The sequence below is a fragment of the Paenibacillus vulneris genome (genome assembly GCF_039543185.1).
Taxonomy (GTDB): Bacteria; Bacillota; Bacilli; order Paenibacillales; family NBRC-103111; genus Paenibacillus_S; species Paenibacillus_S vulneris.
Genome location: NZ_BAABJG010000006.1, coordinates 201,313 through 217,259, shown reverse-complemented (window position 1 = coordinate 217,259; position 15,947 = coordinate 201,313). Strand labels below are relative to the sequence as shown.

The window sequence follows — 15,947 nt, the reverse complement described above, 5'->3', positions numbered from 1 at the left end:
CTCTTTTACAGAGCTTTTACACACACCCAATGAATTTATAGATTCCTCTATAAATTTTTAAGGGTTCTTTTTTTTGTCCGCCTATAATGATCCATATAGACTATTTGAACATTCATAGGAGGCCAAGAAGCTAATGGGAGAACAAGTAAACGTCGCTATAATCGGCTGCGGGGGAATCGCGACAGGCAAGCATTTGCCGAGCCTGAAGAAGCTGGAGCAGGTGGCGGTCACCGCTTTTTATGATATTTCCATGGAGCGGGCGCAGGAAGCGGCTGGGACATTCGGCGCCCCGGGAGCAAAAGTGTATGAGGATTACAGAGAGCTGTTGGCCGATGCTTCGATAGATGTTGTTCATGTGTGTACCCCTAACGACTCTCATGCGGAAATATCGATTGCGGCTCTCGAAGCGGGCAAGCACGTCATGTGCGAGAAGCCGATGGCGAAGACGGCCGCTGACGCCCGCCGTATGGTGGAGGTAGCAAAGCGCACCGGGAAAAAGCTCACGATCGGTTACAATAACCGGTTTCGTGCGGACAGCCTATATCTGAAGCAGCTGTGCGAGGATGGCGAGCTGGGTGACATTTATTTTGCCAAAGCCCATGCCATCCGCAGACGGGCGGTTCCGACATGGGGAGTGTTCCTGGACGAAGAGAAGCAGGGCGGAGGGCCGTTAATTGACATCGGTACGCATGCGCTCGATCTGACCTTATGGCTGATGAATAATTATGAACCGAGGGTGGTGTTGGGAACGGCTTATCATAAGCTGTCCCCCAGGAAGAATGCGGCCAACGCCTGGGGCCCATGGGATCCTGCCAAGTTCAAGGTCGAGGATTCCGCTTTCGGGATGATCGTTATGAAGAACGGAGCAACCATTATGCTCGAATCCAGCTGGGCGCTGAACGTATTGGATGTGAAGGAAGCGAAATGCACGCTTTGCGGTACGGAAGGCGGAGCGGACATGCAGGACGGACTGCGGATTAACGGGGAAAAGCACTCGCGTCTATATGTCAATCAGCTGCAGTTTGAAGCTAAGGGCGCGGACTTTTATGAGGGCAAGAAAGAGAGTATGCAGGATAAAGAAATCCGGCTATGGATCGACGCGGTCATTCATGATAAGCAGCCTTTGGTCACTCCGGAACAGGCATGTGTCGTATCGGAAATACTCGAAGCGATCTATGAATCCAACCGGACAGGCCGGGCCGTCTATTTTGACGACAAGGAGAGCGGGATATGATCAAGATAGCCATGCTAAGCTTTTGGCACGTTCACGCCAAGGATTATGCGAAGCAAGCTTTAGAGCACCCGGATACGGACATTGTAGCCGTATGGGATGAAGATGCGGATCGGGGCAGGGAGCAGGCGGCCGAACGGGGCGTCATGTTCTACGACGATTTGGAGCAGCTTCTGGCACAGCCTCATATCGATGCGGTCATTGTCGACGCTCCGACGAGCATGCATCACGAGGTAATCACTGCCGCCGCCAGGGCAGGCAAGCATATTTTTACGGAGAAGGTCATCGCTCCTACGACGCAGGAATGTCTGGACGTGCTGGAGGCGGTGGAGGAAGCGGGAGTCAAGCTGACCGTATCTCTGCCCAGGCTGAATATGCCGTTTACTTTGGCGGTACAGAACATTTTGAATGAACGGCTGCTGGGGCAGCTCACGCTGGTGCGGGTGCGTCTGTCCCATAACGGGGCTTTGCCTTCGGGGAAGGCTCCGAACGGATGGCTTCCGCCGCATTTCTTCAGCCTGGAGCAGTGCTGCGGGGGCGCTTTGACCGATCTGGGCTGTCATCCGATGGTTCTAGCCAGGCTGTTCCTCGGCATGCCGGATAGCGTCAGCACAAGCTTCGGCCACATCACGGGCCGCGAGGTTGAGGACAATGCCGTCTCCGTACTTCGCTATGCAAGCGGGGCGATGGCAATTGTAGAAGCGGGCTTCGTCAATCCCTTCTCTCCGTTCGTCATTGAGGTGCACGGAACCGAAGGCAGTCTGCTGTTCTCCCGTCACGATGAACGGCTGCTGGTGAAGAGCGTGAAGCTGCAGCAGGAGGGGGCTCCGGATTGGCAGGAGCAGGAGCTTCCCGCCGCCCGTCCGTCTGCCTTCGAGCAATGGGTATCGCATATTCAAAATGGCACGATCGCGGAGGAAAATATCCGGCTGGCGCTTGATTTGACCCGCCTGATCGAAGCATCCAATCTCTCGGCGCGTTCTGGCACAGCTGTTCGATTAAGTGATATAGCCGAGCAGACAGGGGGAACAGAAAATGAACGATAAAGGAGCCTATTCGTTTTCCACGTGCTGGAACATCAAGCGGCATAAGATCGGGAAGGAAATGATCGAGGAGATCAAGGAGCTCGGGTTCCGGTACGTAGAGCTGAATTATAACGTGAACGATGATCTGCTGGCCACAATAGAGCCGATGATAGAGAACGGGGACATTCATGTATCCAGTGTACATAATGTATTTCCATTTATAGACGATAAGGATTACGATACTGATTCGGTCATGCTCGGCTTTGATGATGAATCCAAGCGCAAACGCTCCGTGGAGCTGTTAATCCGTTCCATGGAATATGCAGACCGGTATGGGGCGAAGGCGGTCGTGGTCCATCCGGGCGAAGTGCCGTTCGACACCAATATCGACTCAGAGCTTAAGCGGCTGTATCGGGAGCGCGGCAAGGAATCTCCGGAATATGCGCGGCTGTGGGCGGAGATGTCCGAACGCCGGGAGCGGCTGAGTCCGGTCTATGCCAAGCGGATTCAGGACAGTCTGGAGGAGGCCTGCAGCTATGCAGCCCGCAAAGGCTGGAACGTGGCAATAGGTATTGAGACGCGGTCGCGCTGCTATCAGATGCCGACGCTGCTGGAGGCCAAGTCCATCTGCGACGGCTTGAAGGGCAGTCCGGTTTATCTATGGTATGACATCGGTCATGCGATGATGATGGACCGTATGGGCTTGTACGATAATTTGCGGCAGCTGGAGCTGGTGCTGCCTTACATCTATGGGGTACACATCCATGAGACGCTGGAGCTGTCCGATCATTGGTGTCCCTATGTCCACAGCAAGGATATGGATTACTTCGACCATTTCCTTGAAGCGATAGATGCCGCCAAGGTGAAGGTGTATGAATTGAAGGCGGCGTGCCAGCCGGAGGACATTCACCGAAGTCATGCCCTCATCACGGGTAAAATGGCGGCTCGCAAAGAACGGCTGACATCCTAGGAACGGAGTGACGATAGTGAAACCGATAATGGAACGGTTAACGGCTATGAACGATGAATGGTCACAGGAGGCGCTGCTTCGTCAGGTTCATGACCCGCATTCCAAATATGCGGGAGGGATCCTTGACGATACCGGCACCGCGCAGGCGAACCATCTCGGCACTCCAGCCTTCATGGCTGTATGGACGGCAGCGCTGGTGAATCCGGCATCGCGCTATTACCGCGATGAGGTCTTGCTTCAGGCGCTGGAGCAGGCAGCGCAGTTTATGCTGTCCCGTCAGCATGCAGACGGGACGATCTCCCTCGGCGCGACGAATTACCATTCGCCGCCGGATACCGGCTTCGTCATCGGCGGTGTTGTGCCGATGGTTCAGCTGCTGCAGGCCCATGAAGAGGGATGGCCAGAGCTTGGCGGTGTAATCTCCAAGCTGAAGCTGTTCCTCGGGCGCACGATCCCGGCGATGCTGACCGGCGGCTGTCATACGCCGAATCACCGGTGGGTGATTACAGCGGCGCTTGGCCTGCTGTATGAGCTGTTCGGACGTCCGGAGCTGGCCGCAAGGGCCGACGAGTGGCTGAACGAAGGGATGGACATCACCGCAGACGGAGAGTGGACGGAGCGGAGCAACGGAATTTACAATGCGGTCAGCGATATCGCTTTGTACCATACGGCCCGTACATTGAACCGTCCCGAGTGGCTGGACGCCGTTCGCCGCAATCTTCGGATGATGGTATACCTGGTCCACCCGTCGGGCGAGGTTGTGACCGACTATTCAGGGCGCCAGGATTACGGGCAGCAAGCGGATCTAGCCAGCTATGCGCTCATTTACCGCTTGATGGCGGCGATGGACCGGGACCCGCTGTTCGCAGCGATGTCGGATTATGCTGCCTCGTTCATAAAGCAGCCCGGCGCTGTGAACAACAGCGCGCTGCTCGGTTATTTGCTGGTTCCTGAGCTGCAGCAGCTCCCAGGCATAGACCGGTCCGAGCTGCCGCAGGAGTATAAGAAATTCATCAACGCCGGTCATCCGATAGCAGCGCATTTGCGGCAGCTTGATAGCGTGGGACATCATCAGCGCATCCAGCACAGCAGCATGCATCTGGCTTTCGGAGCGCCGATAGTCCGGATTCGCGAAGGGCTAACGAGCGTGACCTTGATGAGTCAATCGCCTTCTTTCTTTTCTCTGCGGCATGGAGACGTGAGGCTGCTCGGGGTCAAGCTGAGCACTTCCTTTTCCCCGGGTATTGTCAAATTCGATGATCTGGCAGAGAAGCAGGGGATGAATTCCTTCAAGCTCACGGCAAGACGAACCAAAGGCTATAACGGGCCGATTCCGGATCGTCTTCTCCCGGGAAGCCCGGCGGACCGGCTTCGGCTGAGCCCGTGGTACTTGCTGCCGCACCAGCATCGTCCTCTTACGCACGAGCAGACGCTTAGGCTGTCTGCGGAGCTGACGCAGGGGGATACCGGGTGGAAGCTTCGCCTTCGCTCGGAGGAGCTGGAGGATGTCTATACGCAGCTAACGTTTATTTTCAGTGCGGAGGCCCATATCGCCGGGGAAGACCTGCACCAAGCGGGGCCGGGCAGCTTCTTTTTGAAGAGCGGGGCCGCCCGCATTGCGGAGGGGCAGGATGCATTGGAGATTGCAGGCGGGGCGTACGAGCATTGGCTGCCCGTACTGCGGGAGGACGAGCATCCCGCCGGATGCCAATATGTGCATTTGAATCTGATGACACCGTTTGACCGTACATTTACGATAACCTTCTCGTGAAAGGGAAGAAGGTAGTGGCTGGATTTCATTTACGGACGTTTTGGAAGCGCTGCCTGACGGGCATGCAGCCCGTGAGGAGCTGATTGATATTTTTCAATGAGCTGTATGAGGGGATGCGGCTTTGCAGTCTGGCAGCGGATCGAGATACGCCTTCCCGGCTTGACGGATACGGATCTTTACAGAAACATAACAACGATCCAATGAAATTATAGATTCGTCTAACATTTTTTAAGGGTTGCCTGCTGAAAGCCTTTTATAATGAATGTATAGAAATGATCTAACCAAAGAAATGAGGAGTGATGCGGTCATGAGAGCAAATACCGGAGGCGCTCCCGGCTCCGTCGCGACAAGCGAAGCGCGCAGATCTCCCCTCCTGCAGCGAAGAAGAAGGCTGAAGCAGAATATCCCGCTTTGGATCATGCTGATCCCGGTCATCGCCTTTTATATCATCTTCAAATACATCCCGATGGGCGGACTTATGATTGCCTTCAAAAATTATAACTTTGCTGACGGCATTCTGCACAGCCCCTGGGTCGGCCTTAAGCATTTCAAGCTGTTGTTTTCCTCCGCCAATACGGTTCAAATCATATGGAATACCTTTTGGCTCAGCTTTTTAAATCTGGTGTTCGGCTTTCCTATCCCCATTGCCCTCGCGATTTTGCTGAATGAAGTCAGACAAATGTGGTTTAAGAAATGGGTCCAGACCATCGTCTACTTGCCTCACTTTTTCTCCTGGGTTATCGTGTCAGGGATTGTCTTGACGTTGTTCGCTACCGACTATGGTTCGGTCAATAAAATCCTTAAGCTGTTCGATATGGAACCGAAAACCTTCCTGTATGACTCGTTCTCCTGGATCTCGATCTTTGTCGGTTCGGGTGTATGGAAGGAGATGGGCTTCAGCACCATCATTTATTTGGCGGCGCTTACTACTATCGACCCCTCGCTGTATGAATCAGCCTGCATGGATGGGGCCACTAAATGGAGACAGATCTGGCATATCACGCTTCCCGGCATTCGCCATACGATCGTTCTGCTGCTTATTCTGGCTATGGGTCGGGTGATGGAGGTCGGCTTCGATCAGGTCTACAACCTGCAAAATTCGGCCGTAGCCGGTGTATCCGAGGTCATCAGCACTTACATATATAAAATCGGGCTTCAGCAGGCCCAGTTCAGCTTGACCACCGCCATGGGACTGTTCGAATCGGTCGTCAGCTTCACCTTGGTGCTTCTGGCCAACTGGATTGCCCGCAAATTCGATCAAGCGCTGTTCTAAATGAAAGGAAGGAGGGATCGCATGAAAGCGACAACCGGTGAAAAATGCTTCTACGCCCTCAATTATATGGCTCTGGCGGCTATTGCCTTAACCTGCTTGCTGCCGTTCCTCCATATTATCGCGGTATCGTTCAGTGAAAGGGGGGCTGTCGAATCCGGACATGTCTTTTTGTGGCCGGTCGGTTTTCAGCTCACTGCTTATAAATTTTTCTTCATTGCAACTCCGGCTGTCAAGGCGTTCCTGAATAGCTTATGGATTACGATCGGAGGCGTCACCCTGAGCATGCTCTGCACCGTTCTGGCGGCCTATCCGCTCTCCCGGCCTTATTTGTACGGGCGCAAATATATGGTCCTTGCGATGGTATTCACGATGCTGTTCTCAGGCGGGATGATTCCCACCTATCTGGTTGTCAAAAGCCTTTCGCTGATAGATTCTTACTGGTCCATCTGGCTTACCGGACTGATAAGTACCTATAATATGCTTCTGATGCGGAGCTACTTCGAGAACATTCCCCACGAAGTGGAAGAGGCCGCCCAAATCGACGGCTGTAATGAAACGACGCTTCTCGTCCGCATCATTTTGCCTCTGTCGCTACCTATGCTGGCTACGCTGGCTCTGTTTTACGGTGTCAGCTACTGGAACGCGTTCATGAACGTGCTGATGTATATCAACAAAAGCGACATGCAAAATTTAACGGTCATTGTCCAGGCCATGCTGCAAAAAAACGATGTTTTGGCGGCCGCTTCCACGGATATCGTCGAACAGCAGCTGGTGATGAACGAAATGATCAAATCGGTAGGGGTCGTCGTCATGGTGGTTCCCATGCTGCTGGTGTATCCGTTCCTGCAAAAGTATTTTGTCAAAGGTGTTATGCTGGGGTCGGTCAAGGGTTAACCGCAAAAGAAAGGCTGTACTGCAAAGTTTCCGCATGCTTCTTACCAAGGCTCTCTAACAAATTCAAGGAGGAGAAAGGGTCATGAACCAAAAGAAACTATGGGTAGGGATGAGCTTGGCTGCTGTATTGGCTATGGGGGCCGCTCTCGCCGGATGTACCGACAAGAAGGAGACGCCTGCAGCGTCCGGCAAAACCGACGACAAGGCACCTGCCAAACGGGGGGATATCACCGTTACGATGTATGACCGGGGAGCCGTTCCGGCATCGGAGGGCTCGTATGAGGAAAACCGCTGGACCAAATGGATTAACCAGAACGGGCCTGTCAATGTCAAGTACGTACCGGTGCTGCGCAGCGAGTCCACGAAGAAGCTGAACGTGCTGTTCGCTTCCGGCTCGGCACCCGATGTTATTAACGAATATAATACGCCATTCCGTCACGGAGTGTATGAACAAAAGCAGCTTCTTCCGCTGGATGATTACTTGAAATTTATGCCGGAATACCAGAAGCTCCTGACTCAGTTCCCTCAACTGAAAAAAGCCGGTACCAAGCCGGACGGCAAGCTTTACGAAATCGGCAAGCTGAAGGAGGCCTCACCGCTTCATGTGTTCTTCATTCGTACCGACTGGTTGAAAAAGCTGAACCTGCCTATGCCGACGACAGCCGAAGAGATGATGACCGTGGCCAAGGCGTTCGCCGATCAGGACCCGGACGGCAATGGTAAGAAGGATACCTACGGCATGAACATCAGTACCTACTCGGAGACGGCTCTTAATGAAATGTTCGGCGATTCCATGTCCAAGAGCCAGATTTCTTGGGGGATCAAGGACGGGAAGGTCGTTCGTTTATGGGAGAATGAGCTGGCTTCACTTTCCTTCAAAAAGCGTCTCTACGATGACGGCATCATCGACAAGGACTACATCAACGATAAGGACGGAGCAAAGGCGAAGCAGGACTTCCTGAACGGCAAGATCGGTATCTATATTAATTCCAGCGTAAGCTGGTTTGACTTTGCGATCAATGATCTGGCTACGCTGAAGAAAAATGCCCCTGGAGCGGAAGTTGCGCCTCTGCCTTATCCGAAGTCGCAGTTCGGCCAATTTACCGGGGCGATCGATAATCCCGTCCAAATGACGACGGTTGTCAATGCCAAGGCGAAGGACCCTGAAGCGGTCATGCGCTATCTCGACTTTATGATGAAGCCGGAAACCGGCATCAAGATTACGTTCGGAGACGAGAATGTTCACTGGAAAAAAGGCGCGAACGGTTGTCCGCAAATTATCGACCCGGCCAAATCCAAAAATGAGGTCGGCTATGCCGGCGACTATGAAATGTTCCTGACCCGGGCGACGGACAAATGCAGCTTCGTGGTTAACCAGTTCAACCCGGATGTGCCGGAGCAGAAGGCGGGACTTGAGCTGTATAAGGAAGCTCAAAAAACATATCTGGACCCGTCAAGACAATATCCGGGGATTACAATCGGCGAACATATGCCTCCGTTCCCGAATGATCTCAATGTGATTCATACGAGCCTGCTGAAGGACATGACGGATATTTACGTAAAGGCGATCATCAGCGGAAGCAAGTATTCGCCGGAGCAGGCCATCAAGGATGCGCAATCGGCCTGGGATAAAGCGGGCGGCAAACAGCTCGAGGATTATATGAACAAATGGTATTCGGAGAACAAGGATAAAGCGTTCCTGGCCAAGGACGTCTGGGATATCGTCAAGCAGCAGAAGGACCAGTTTAAGTAAATCATGCCATAGTTAAGATGCATCAAGAGGAGCTTATTGCCATATGTAGTAAGCTCCTCTTTCCTGTTTGAGCATAATTTCTTTCATACCCCATAGGGTATGAAACAGCCTCTGGAGGAGGTGATCCTGAACCTGCGAATATGCTGAAGGAAGCAAGCTTGTCCGGTAATTTGATCATGGTTGATTGAAGCAAAGCAAGCGGTACATTCCAATCTCAGGAAAGGAAGTTGTGATGGATGAACAGGTTGAAGAAAGGCTGCTGCGCTCTCGTAATGATGCTGTCTATCGGATCTTTATTCGGGGGTGCTGCCTCGGCGGAATCTGCTGCCCCCAAGTCGTTTTCGGTGCTGTCCCTAAATGTGGCCGGGCTGCCCGATGTGGTATCAAGCGGAAGTCCGGCCGCTAATACGCAAAAAATCAGCCCTTTGCTTAACGACTACGATATCGTCGTAGTCCAAGAGGATTTCAACTACCATAATGATCTCATCAAATACGTGACCCTTCCGTATCTTTCTACCACGAGCGGACCAGCCGGAATAGGAAGCGGGCTCAACCGAATGTCCAGGTATCCTTTTACCGATTTTATCCGTACCAAATGGAACAAGTCCTACGGCATCTTCGATAACGGAAGCGATCAATTGACGCCCAAGGGCTTCGATGTGGCAAGACATCAGCTGGAGCCGGGAGTCAATATAGACGTGTACACACTTCATGCCGATGCAGGGACAGACAGCGGTTCGATGGATGCACGCCGGGATAACATCCGTCAGCTCAAGGATTACATCAAAACGTACTCGGACGGGAACGCCGTCATTGTTATGGGGGATACGAACTGCCGGTATACCCGCAGCGGGGATGTGATGGAGGAACTGCTGGATGAGAACCATCTGAAGGATGCCTGGATCGAGCTGGTGCGTAACGGCAGCATTCCTCCCGACGGGGATGCGCTTATGGATTCGAGCCAGCTTAACGGACCGAACTACGAAGTCGTCGATAAAATATTGTATCGCGGAAGCAGCATCGTTCAATTGCAGGCGACCTCCTATAAGCTGGAGGATACCAAATTTACGGACAGCAGCGGCAACCAGCTCTCGGATCATTATCCCGTCTCCGCTGTCTTCCAGTACACGATAGCTTCCAATGTGTCCGTGAGCAGCCCTTTCGGAGGATCAGGGGGTAATTTCTTCAATCAATTGGATCATCTTCCTGCCCAATCCAAAATAACCAAGGTAGAGCTCAGCTCGGGGAGCCGTGTGGACGGCTTCCGGTTAACGTTCGGCAATGGTACGGTGTTGACGGCAGGCGGTGCGAGCACCAACGGATATCAGGCATTACAGCTGGCTAATGACGAGTATATAAAGGAGATTACGGCGCATAAAGGACAGCGGAACGGCGATGACCGAATCTTCTACCTGGAATTCAAGACGAACAAGGGGAATGTTCTGTCCGGAGGCACCAAGACGTCTTCAGCTGCAACCTTCAAGGCTCCGGACGGTTCTTATATTGCCGGCTTCTTCGGCAAGGCAGAGGCGGAGCTGGATCGAATAGGAGTCATTTATAAGCAGCTTGCGCCATAATGAAGGGGCCAAGGTGCTAAATAAGCGGTGCATCCGCTAACAGAAGCCCGGTTGGAACAATCGTTGTAACACTAGTTCCAATCGCGTAATAAGGATAGGATAAACCTCCAAGCCATTTGGAGGTTTATTTATGCGTTAAGCCATTAAAACGCGGATGCCCTGACCTCCATAATTTGCTATAATTATAGGAATTGAACGATTGTCAATTATCGATCATGATTTTTGTATTGGAAATGAGCAGGGGGTTACTATGAACAATATTCAACGTATTTGTGTTTTCTCCGGTTCTAATCCCGGGAACCATACCGATTACGAGGCTGCTGCACTGCGCTTGGGAGAGGTGCTGGCCGCCCGCGGCATCGACCTGGTCTACGGCGGAGCGAGCGTCGGGCTAATGGGCCGTGTTGCGGATAAAGTGCTTTCCATGGGAAGAAAAGCGATTGGCGTTATGCCAACAGGCCTCTTTCGCGGGGAAATCGCCCACACCGGCTTGACCGAGTTCCACGAAGTAGGTACCATGCACGAGCGGAAGAAGCTGATGGCTGACTTATCCGATGCGTTCATCAGCATGCCGGGCGGCCTCGGAACTTATGAGGAGCTGTTCGAAGCCGCATGCTGGTCGCAAATCGGAATTCATCAGAAGCCGATTGGGCTATTGAATGTAAGAGGCTTCTATGATCCTCTCATCGCCATGCTGGAGCATACCATAAGAGAGGGCTTTATGCGCGAGGAAAATCTCGGACTGCTCGTGGTTGAGTCCGATCCTGAGCTCCTGGTGGAGCGTCTTCTTCATTATGTTCCTGTGAAGCAGGGACAGAAATGGGTGGAATTAAAATAACATCCGAATGTTGCGCCATGGATTGAGAGCTATAAACACCAAAGGACCCATAACCCGCCGGTTGGCGAGAGGGTCCTTTTAGTTATTACCGCTAACTTAAGATTACCTGGAACGGGTTTCCAATTGGTGTAAAAGAGGGCCTGTCCCCTCTTGCGGATAAGCCCTGACATTACGATTAAAAAATACTCCAGTCAAAAGCAGCCGAAAGTGTCTCCAGCAAATGAACACCAGCGGTGCTGTTCCCCTTTGCATTCAATGCAGGACCTACAACACCGATACCGTATCGGCCCGGAACGAGGGCAAGCACACCCCCGGAGACGCCGCTCTTGGCCGGAAGCCCGACACGAATGGCGAAGGCGCCGGATTCATTATACATCCCGCAGGTTATCATAAATGATTTGGCGATCTGCACATAACGGCGGGGGATAAGCTGACGGCCGGTTTGCGGATCGGTGCCGTCATAAGCCAGCACCAACGCCATTCTCGCCAGATGCAAGCAGTTCACTTCGATGGAGCAATGCTTGAAATAGACCTGCAGCACTTCCTCTACATCGGCATCCAGCACACCATTGGCTTTAAGAAAATAAGCCAGCGAGCGATTGCGGTGAGCGGTAGCCGTCTCCGAACGAAATACGGCGTCGTTATAGGTTAACGAGCTATCGCCGGCAAGCTCCCGGAAGAACGACAGGATGCGCTCGGTCTTCTGAGCCGGTGTATCTCCGTCAATAAGCGAGGAGACCGTGATGGCTCCGGCATTGATCAGGGGATTAAACGGAATTCCCGGATCGACAAGCTCCAGCTTCAGCATGGAGTTAAAGTTGTCCCCGGTAGGCTCCATACCCACCTTGGCGAATACGCTGTCCTCTCCTTTATCCATTAAGGCAAGCAGCAGTGTAAATACTTTGGAAATGCTCTGTAATGTGAAAAGCAGCTCATGGTTCCCGGCGTTGACCCTTCCGGAAGAACCGTCCAGGATGGTCACTCCGAGTGCATCCCAAGGAGCATGGGCCAGCTCCGGAATGTAAGATGCTACTTTCCCCTGAGATGATTGCTTGCGGCTTGCTTCCACCCAGCCGGGAAGCTCTGTGCTAAGTCGGCTCCATTCGGAATCCATACATTTATCCTCCACTCGATTCCTTTTTTTTATCTTTTTCGACATGGGCGTCTTTCATCCCTTTGTGATGCAACAGGGAATTTTGAAAAACTTTATTACCATACATTTTTGGGAAAAGTTAACTGAAGCACAGAGTCAGGTTAGCTCGGAGGTATTTTCATAAAAATGGGAGCCGGAAAGGAAGAGGTTATATACGGACTATAGATGTTTACGCTTACAAGGGTGATAATCGGTGTGATTCCGTTCTCCTCTATGCATTATGCTGGCCGGAGACGGCAATTCCATCCGAAAGCCAATAGGAGGTGACTCCCGCAACGAATCCTTATGGTATGTAAAGGCTAGATCATTATGAAACCTGAAGGAGGTAAAGTAAAGGTTATGAGAATGAAAAAGGGATCATGGAGTTCATTTTTGAAGCTGTGGGTCGCGTTATGCACAGTGCTGCTTGTGTGGACACCCATTCCAAAAGCGCAGGCGGCGGTTACGCAGGCTGGGGTTGTTCAGAACATTAACATAAACGACAGCGCGAATGCCGCAGCCTGGTCACTTCAATACAGCCTACAGCCTGGGGATAAGCAATATGGAGACCGCGCGACGACCATCACTACGATGCCTGATCCATATTACGGATGGCAGTGGTTTCAAGCCGCAGCGAGCTCCAAGAATTACACAGGTTCTACACTGCTGTCTTTTCAGGTGCTGGTAAAAGCCCAAATCTATGTGGCATGGGACTCAAGAAAAACGCTGCCAAGCTGGCTGTCCGGCTGGTATGATACCGGAGATGACATGGTCAACAGCGATTCCGTGAGGTTTCGTGTCTATAAGAAAGATGTAAGCGCTAACACGAACGTTGCTTTGGGCAATTCCTCCGGAGGGGACAGCTATACGGTTATCGTAAAGGATTTAAGCCCTATCGGCTGGGCAGGCTACGACGCTCTCGGGCAAAACGGCACGACAGGCGGAGCGGGAGGAGCGATCGTGACAGCCACGAATCAGCAGGAGCTGGAGGCTTATGCCAACTCGGCAGATCCGCTTACCATTCGCGTTCAAGGGACCATCTCCATGTCGCCTTGGGGCTATAAGGTGAAAGTAAAATCGAACAAGACGATCATCGGCTTGGGCACCAGCGCAGCGCTGGTCTACGGGGGCTTGGAAGTAACGAACAACGAAAAAAATGTCATCATCCGCAATCTCACCATTAAAGACTCCTTCCAATCCTGGGACGGGAAGCTGGGGGATTGGGACGCGATTACCGTTCAAAATGGCGCCCATCATGTTTGGATTGACCGCTGCACGCTAACGCATATGGAGGATGGCTTGATGGATGTTGTGAAGGGCGGCGACTACGTCACCTTGTCCAACACCGTGCTATCCAACCATAACAAAACGATTGGCATAGGGACGGACGGTTATGCGAACCGGCCTCGCGTTACGATTCACCATAATTTTTTCAACGGAACGAATCAGAGGAACCCAAGGGTCAATAGAGCCGATGTCCATGTGTTCAACAATTATTATCTGAACATTGGGGACTATGGTATTACAAGCCATAACGATGCGGATGTTTTGGTCGAAGGCAACTATTTCAAGGATTCGGAGGATGTCACGCAGATCGATCTGGCTACCCCGGGAGATATTGTATTTACGAGCGACAACATCAAGGATAACTGCACCGGGGCAACCGATACGAGAGGAAGCGTGTTTAATCCGGCAGACTACTATTCCTATATCAAAGACAGCGCGTCAACTGTGCCCGCCAATGTTCTCAAAACCGCAGGCGCAGGTAAAATCCGCAAATAGCAGAAAGGATGGTCCATATGCTGAAATGGTGGAAGATGGTTTGCGGCGCTGCGCTGCTGGCGGTTTCGCTGGCTTCGGCCCTGCCTGCAGGGCAAGTGTATGCTGCTGCCCCTTTGTGGGATGATGATTTTAACGGCGGCACGGCAGGAGCGGCACCCTCGGGATATACTTTATCCGAAGCGGGAGGTACCGTTAGGGTCGTTAACGTGCCCAGCGCATCGAATAAAAGCGTCTATCTGAACGATACCAGTACAACCGGGCTGGTCAATTTGAAGAAGACGTTTGCGTCACAGACGGGAACGACGGAGCTGGAGCTGAAATTTATGCAGCCGGCAATGGTGAATAATACGAAGATAATCCGCTTGTTAAGCGGTAATACGCCTGCCGTCTCCATTGAAACGATATCCGGCGGCATTGCTTACCGCAACGCGGACAACACCTATACTACGCTGATAAGCGGCTACCAGCCGAACATTTGGTACAGCATCCGGATTGTGGCCAACGCTGCCACCGATAAAGCAGACGTGTATTTGAATGGTGTCAAGAAGGTGAGCCAGGCGTCCTTTTATTCCGCTGTTTCGGTCATTGACGGATTGGAGTCGTATACCCCCAACTCCTCGGCAGGGTCTCATTATTTGGATGATATCGTTGTGAAACCGGCAGCGTCCGGCGTGCCATCCGGAGCATTAATCGTTGATGCCGCAGGCGGCCCGGGCGTCTACACGACCGTTCAAGCGGCCATTGATGCGATTCCGGTGAATAATACGACCCCCAGGACGATTTATGTGAAGAACGGCACCTACAATCAGAAGCTTACGTTCCCGGCCAATAAGCCATATATCACTCTGCTCGGCGAAAGCGCGGCCGGTACGATTCTCACCTATAACGACAGCGCTTCCTCAGCGGGAGGAACGACCAACAGCTCGAGCGTATTCGTCTACGGCAATGATTTTACGGCGGAAAATATTACGTTCCAGAACACGGCGGGACCGGCCGCAGGGCAGGCGGTTGCGCTGTACGTGGGAGGGGACCGGGCCAGCTTCCGCAATGTGCGAATCCTCGGCAATCAGGACACGTTATATGCCAACGGCAGCGGAAGACAGTATTACCGGGACAGCTACATCGAGGGTACGGTCGATTTTGTCTTCGGGTCGGCTACGGCCGTCTTCGAGAACTGCGAGCTGAAGAGCAAGAACGGCGGCTATGTCACTGCCGCATCCACGGACCAAAGCAAGGCTTACGGCTACGTATTCATTACCAGCAGCCTGACGACCGGCGGGGCGGGGAATGACACTGTCGCTTTGGGACGCCCTTGGCGGCCTTATTCCTCGGTCACCTATTTGTACACCTGGATGGATACCCATATCAAGCCTGCCGGCTGGGATGATTGGGGGAATGCGGCGAACCAGAGCACAGCAAGGTACAAAGAATTCGGCTCTACAGGACCCGGAGCAGACGCAGCCTCCAGAGTCAGCTGGGCAGGGCAGCTGACCTCATCGCAAGCGGGTGCGATGAGCGCACAGAGCGTGCTGGCGGGCAGCGACGGCTGGGATCCGACGTATTAGGAAGAAAGCCTTCGAGCTTGCTTTTATAGCAAATCGAGGGCTTTCTTGTTAAGCCTCCCCGCAAAGTGCCTGAGCCGCTTTCGAAGCCATGGCCCACTACTTTGTCGGGTTATTTTAATATTCATGGTAAAGTCAT

General features: G+C 52.6%; 12 protein-coding genes. 11 read left to right on the top strand and 1 reads right to left on the bottom strand.

Annotated features, from left to right (window positions below; all coding sequences use genetic code 11):
* Window positions 1-133: 133 nt before the first annotated feature.
* The 9 genes from ABEA66_RS06345 (at window position 134) to ABEA66_RS06305 (ending at window position 11,332) form a co-directional block, all read left to right on the top strand.
* Window positions 134-1,234, top strand: a complete 1,101-nt coding sequence (locus tag ABEA66_RS06345) for a Gfo/Idh/MocA family protein (protein WP_345586936.1) — start codon at window positions 134-136, stop codon at window positions 1,232-1,234.
* Window positions 1,231-2,277, top strand: a complete 1,047-nt coding sequence (locus tag ABEA66_RS06340; protein WP_345586935.1) for a Gfo/Idh/MocA family protein — start codon at window positions 1,231-1,233, stop codon at window positions 2,275-2,277. The genes ABEA66_RS06345 and ABEA66_RS06340 overlap by 4 nt, the downstream gene beginning before the upstream one ends.
* Window positions 2,267-3,226: a sugar phosphate isomerase/epimerase family protein gene (locus ABEA66_RS06335; RefSeq protein WP_345586934.1), complete on the top strand. Its 960-nt coding sequence runs from the start codon at window positions 2,267-2,269 to the stop codon at window positions 3,224-3,226. Before ABEA66_RS06340 ends, ABEA66_RS06335 begins: the two co-directional genes overlap by 11 nt.
* A gap of 16 nt (window positions 3,227-3,242) precedes the next feature.
* Window positions 3,243-4,997: a hypothetical protein gene (locus ABEA66_RS06330; protein ID WP_345586933.1), complete on the top strand. Its 1,755-nt coding sequence runs from the start codon at window positions 3,243-3,245 to the stop codon at window positions 4,995-4,997.
* A gap of 307 nt (window positions 4,998-5,304) precedes the next feature.
* Window positions 5,305-6,270: an ABC transporter permease gene (locus ABEA66_RS06325; protein WP_079908226.1), complete on the top strand. Its 966-nt coding sequence runs from the start codon at window positions 5,305-5,307 to the stop codon at window positions 6,268-6,270.
* A 21-nt stretch (window positions 6,271-6,291) separates the two neighbouring features.
* Window positions 6,292-7,164 carry a carbohydrate ABC transporter permease gene (locus ABEA66_RS06320; protein ID WP_345586932.1) on the top strand — a complete coding sequence of 291 codons (873 nt, stop codon included), beginning with the start codon at window positions 6,292-6,294 and terminating at the stop codon, window positions 7,162-7,164.
* Between the two features lie 82 nt (window positions 7,165-7,246).
* Window positions 7,247-8,917, top strand: a complete 1,671-nt coding sequence (locus ABEA66_RS06315; protein ID WP_079908228.1) for an extracellular solute-binding protein — start codon at window positions 7,247-7,249, stop codon at window positions 8,915-8,917.
* 236 nt (window positions 8,918-9,153) lie between these two features.
* Window positions 9,154-10,494 carry a jacalin-like lectin gene (locus ABEA66_RS06310; RefSeq protein ID WP_345586931.1) on the top strand — a complete coding sequence of 447 codons (1,341 nt, stop codon included), beginning with the start codon at window positions 9,154-9,156 and terminating at the stop codon, window positions 10,492-10,494.
* Window positions 10,495-10,753: 259 nt separating this feature from the next.
* Entirely contained in the window at window positions 10,754-11,332 is a 579-nt protein-coding gene (locus tag ABEA66_RS06305) for an LOG family protein (protein WP_345587377.1), read from the top strand.
* A gap of 175 nt (window positions 11,333-11,507) precedes the next feature.
* On the opposite strand, the gene glsA is transcribed toward ABEA66_RS06305, so the two are convergent.
* Window positions 11,508-12,446: a glutaminase A gene (glsA, locus tag ABEA66_RS06300; RefSeq protein WP_345586930.1), complete on the bottom strand. Its 939-nt coding sequence runs from the start codon at window positions 12,444-12,446 to the stop codon at window positions 11,508-11,510.
* A gap of 378 nt (window positions 12,447-12,824) precedes the next feature.
* On the opposite strand from glsA, the gene ABEA66_RS06295 reads away from it, so the two are divergent.
* The gene (locus ABEA66_RS06295) at window positions 12,825-14,246 is read left to right on the top strand and encodes a pectate lyase family protein (protein ID WP_345586929.1); all 1,422 of its coding nucleotides are present in this window, start codon (window positions 12,825-12,827) and stop codon (window positions 14,244-14,246) included.
* A gap of 17 nt (window positions 14,247-14,263) precedes the next feature.
* A complete protein-coding gene (locus ABEA66_RS06290; protein WP_345586928.1) occupies window positions 14,264-15,811 on the top strand; it encodes a pectinesterase family protein in 1,548 nt (515 codons plus the stop codon).
* The last annotated feature ends 136 nt before the right edge of the window (window positions 15,812-15,947 follow it).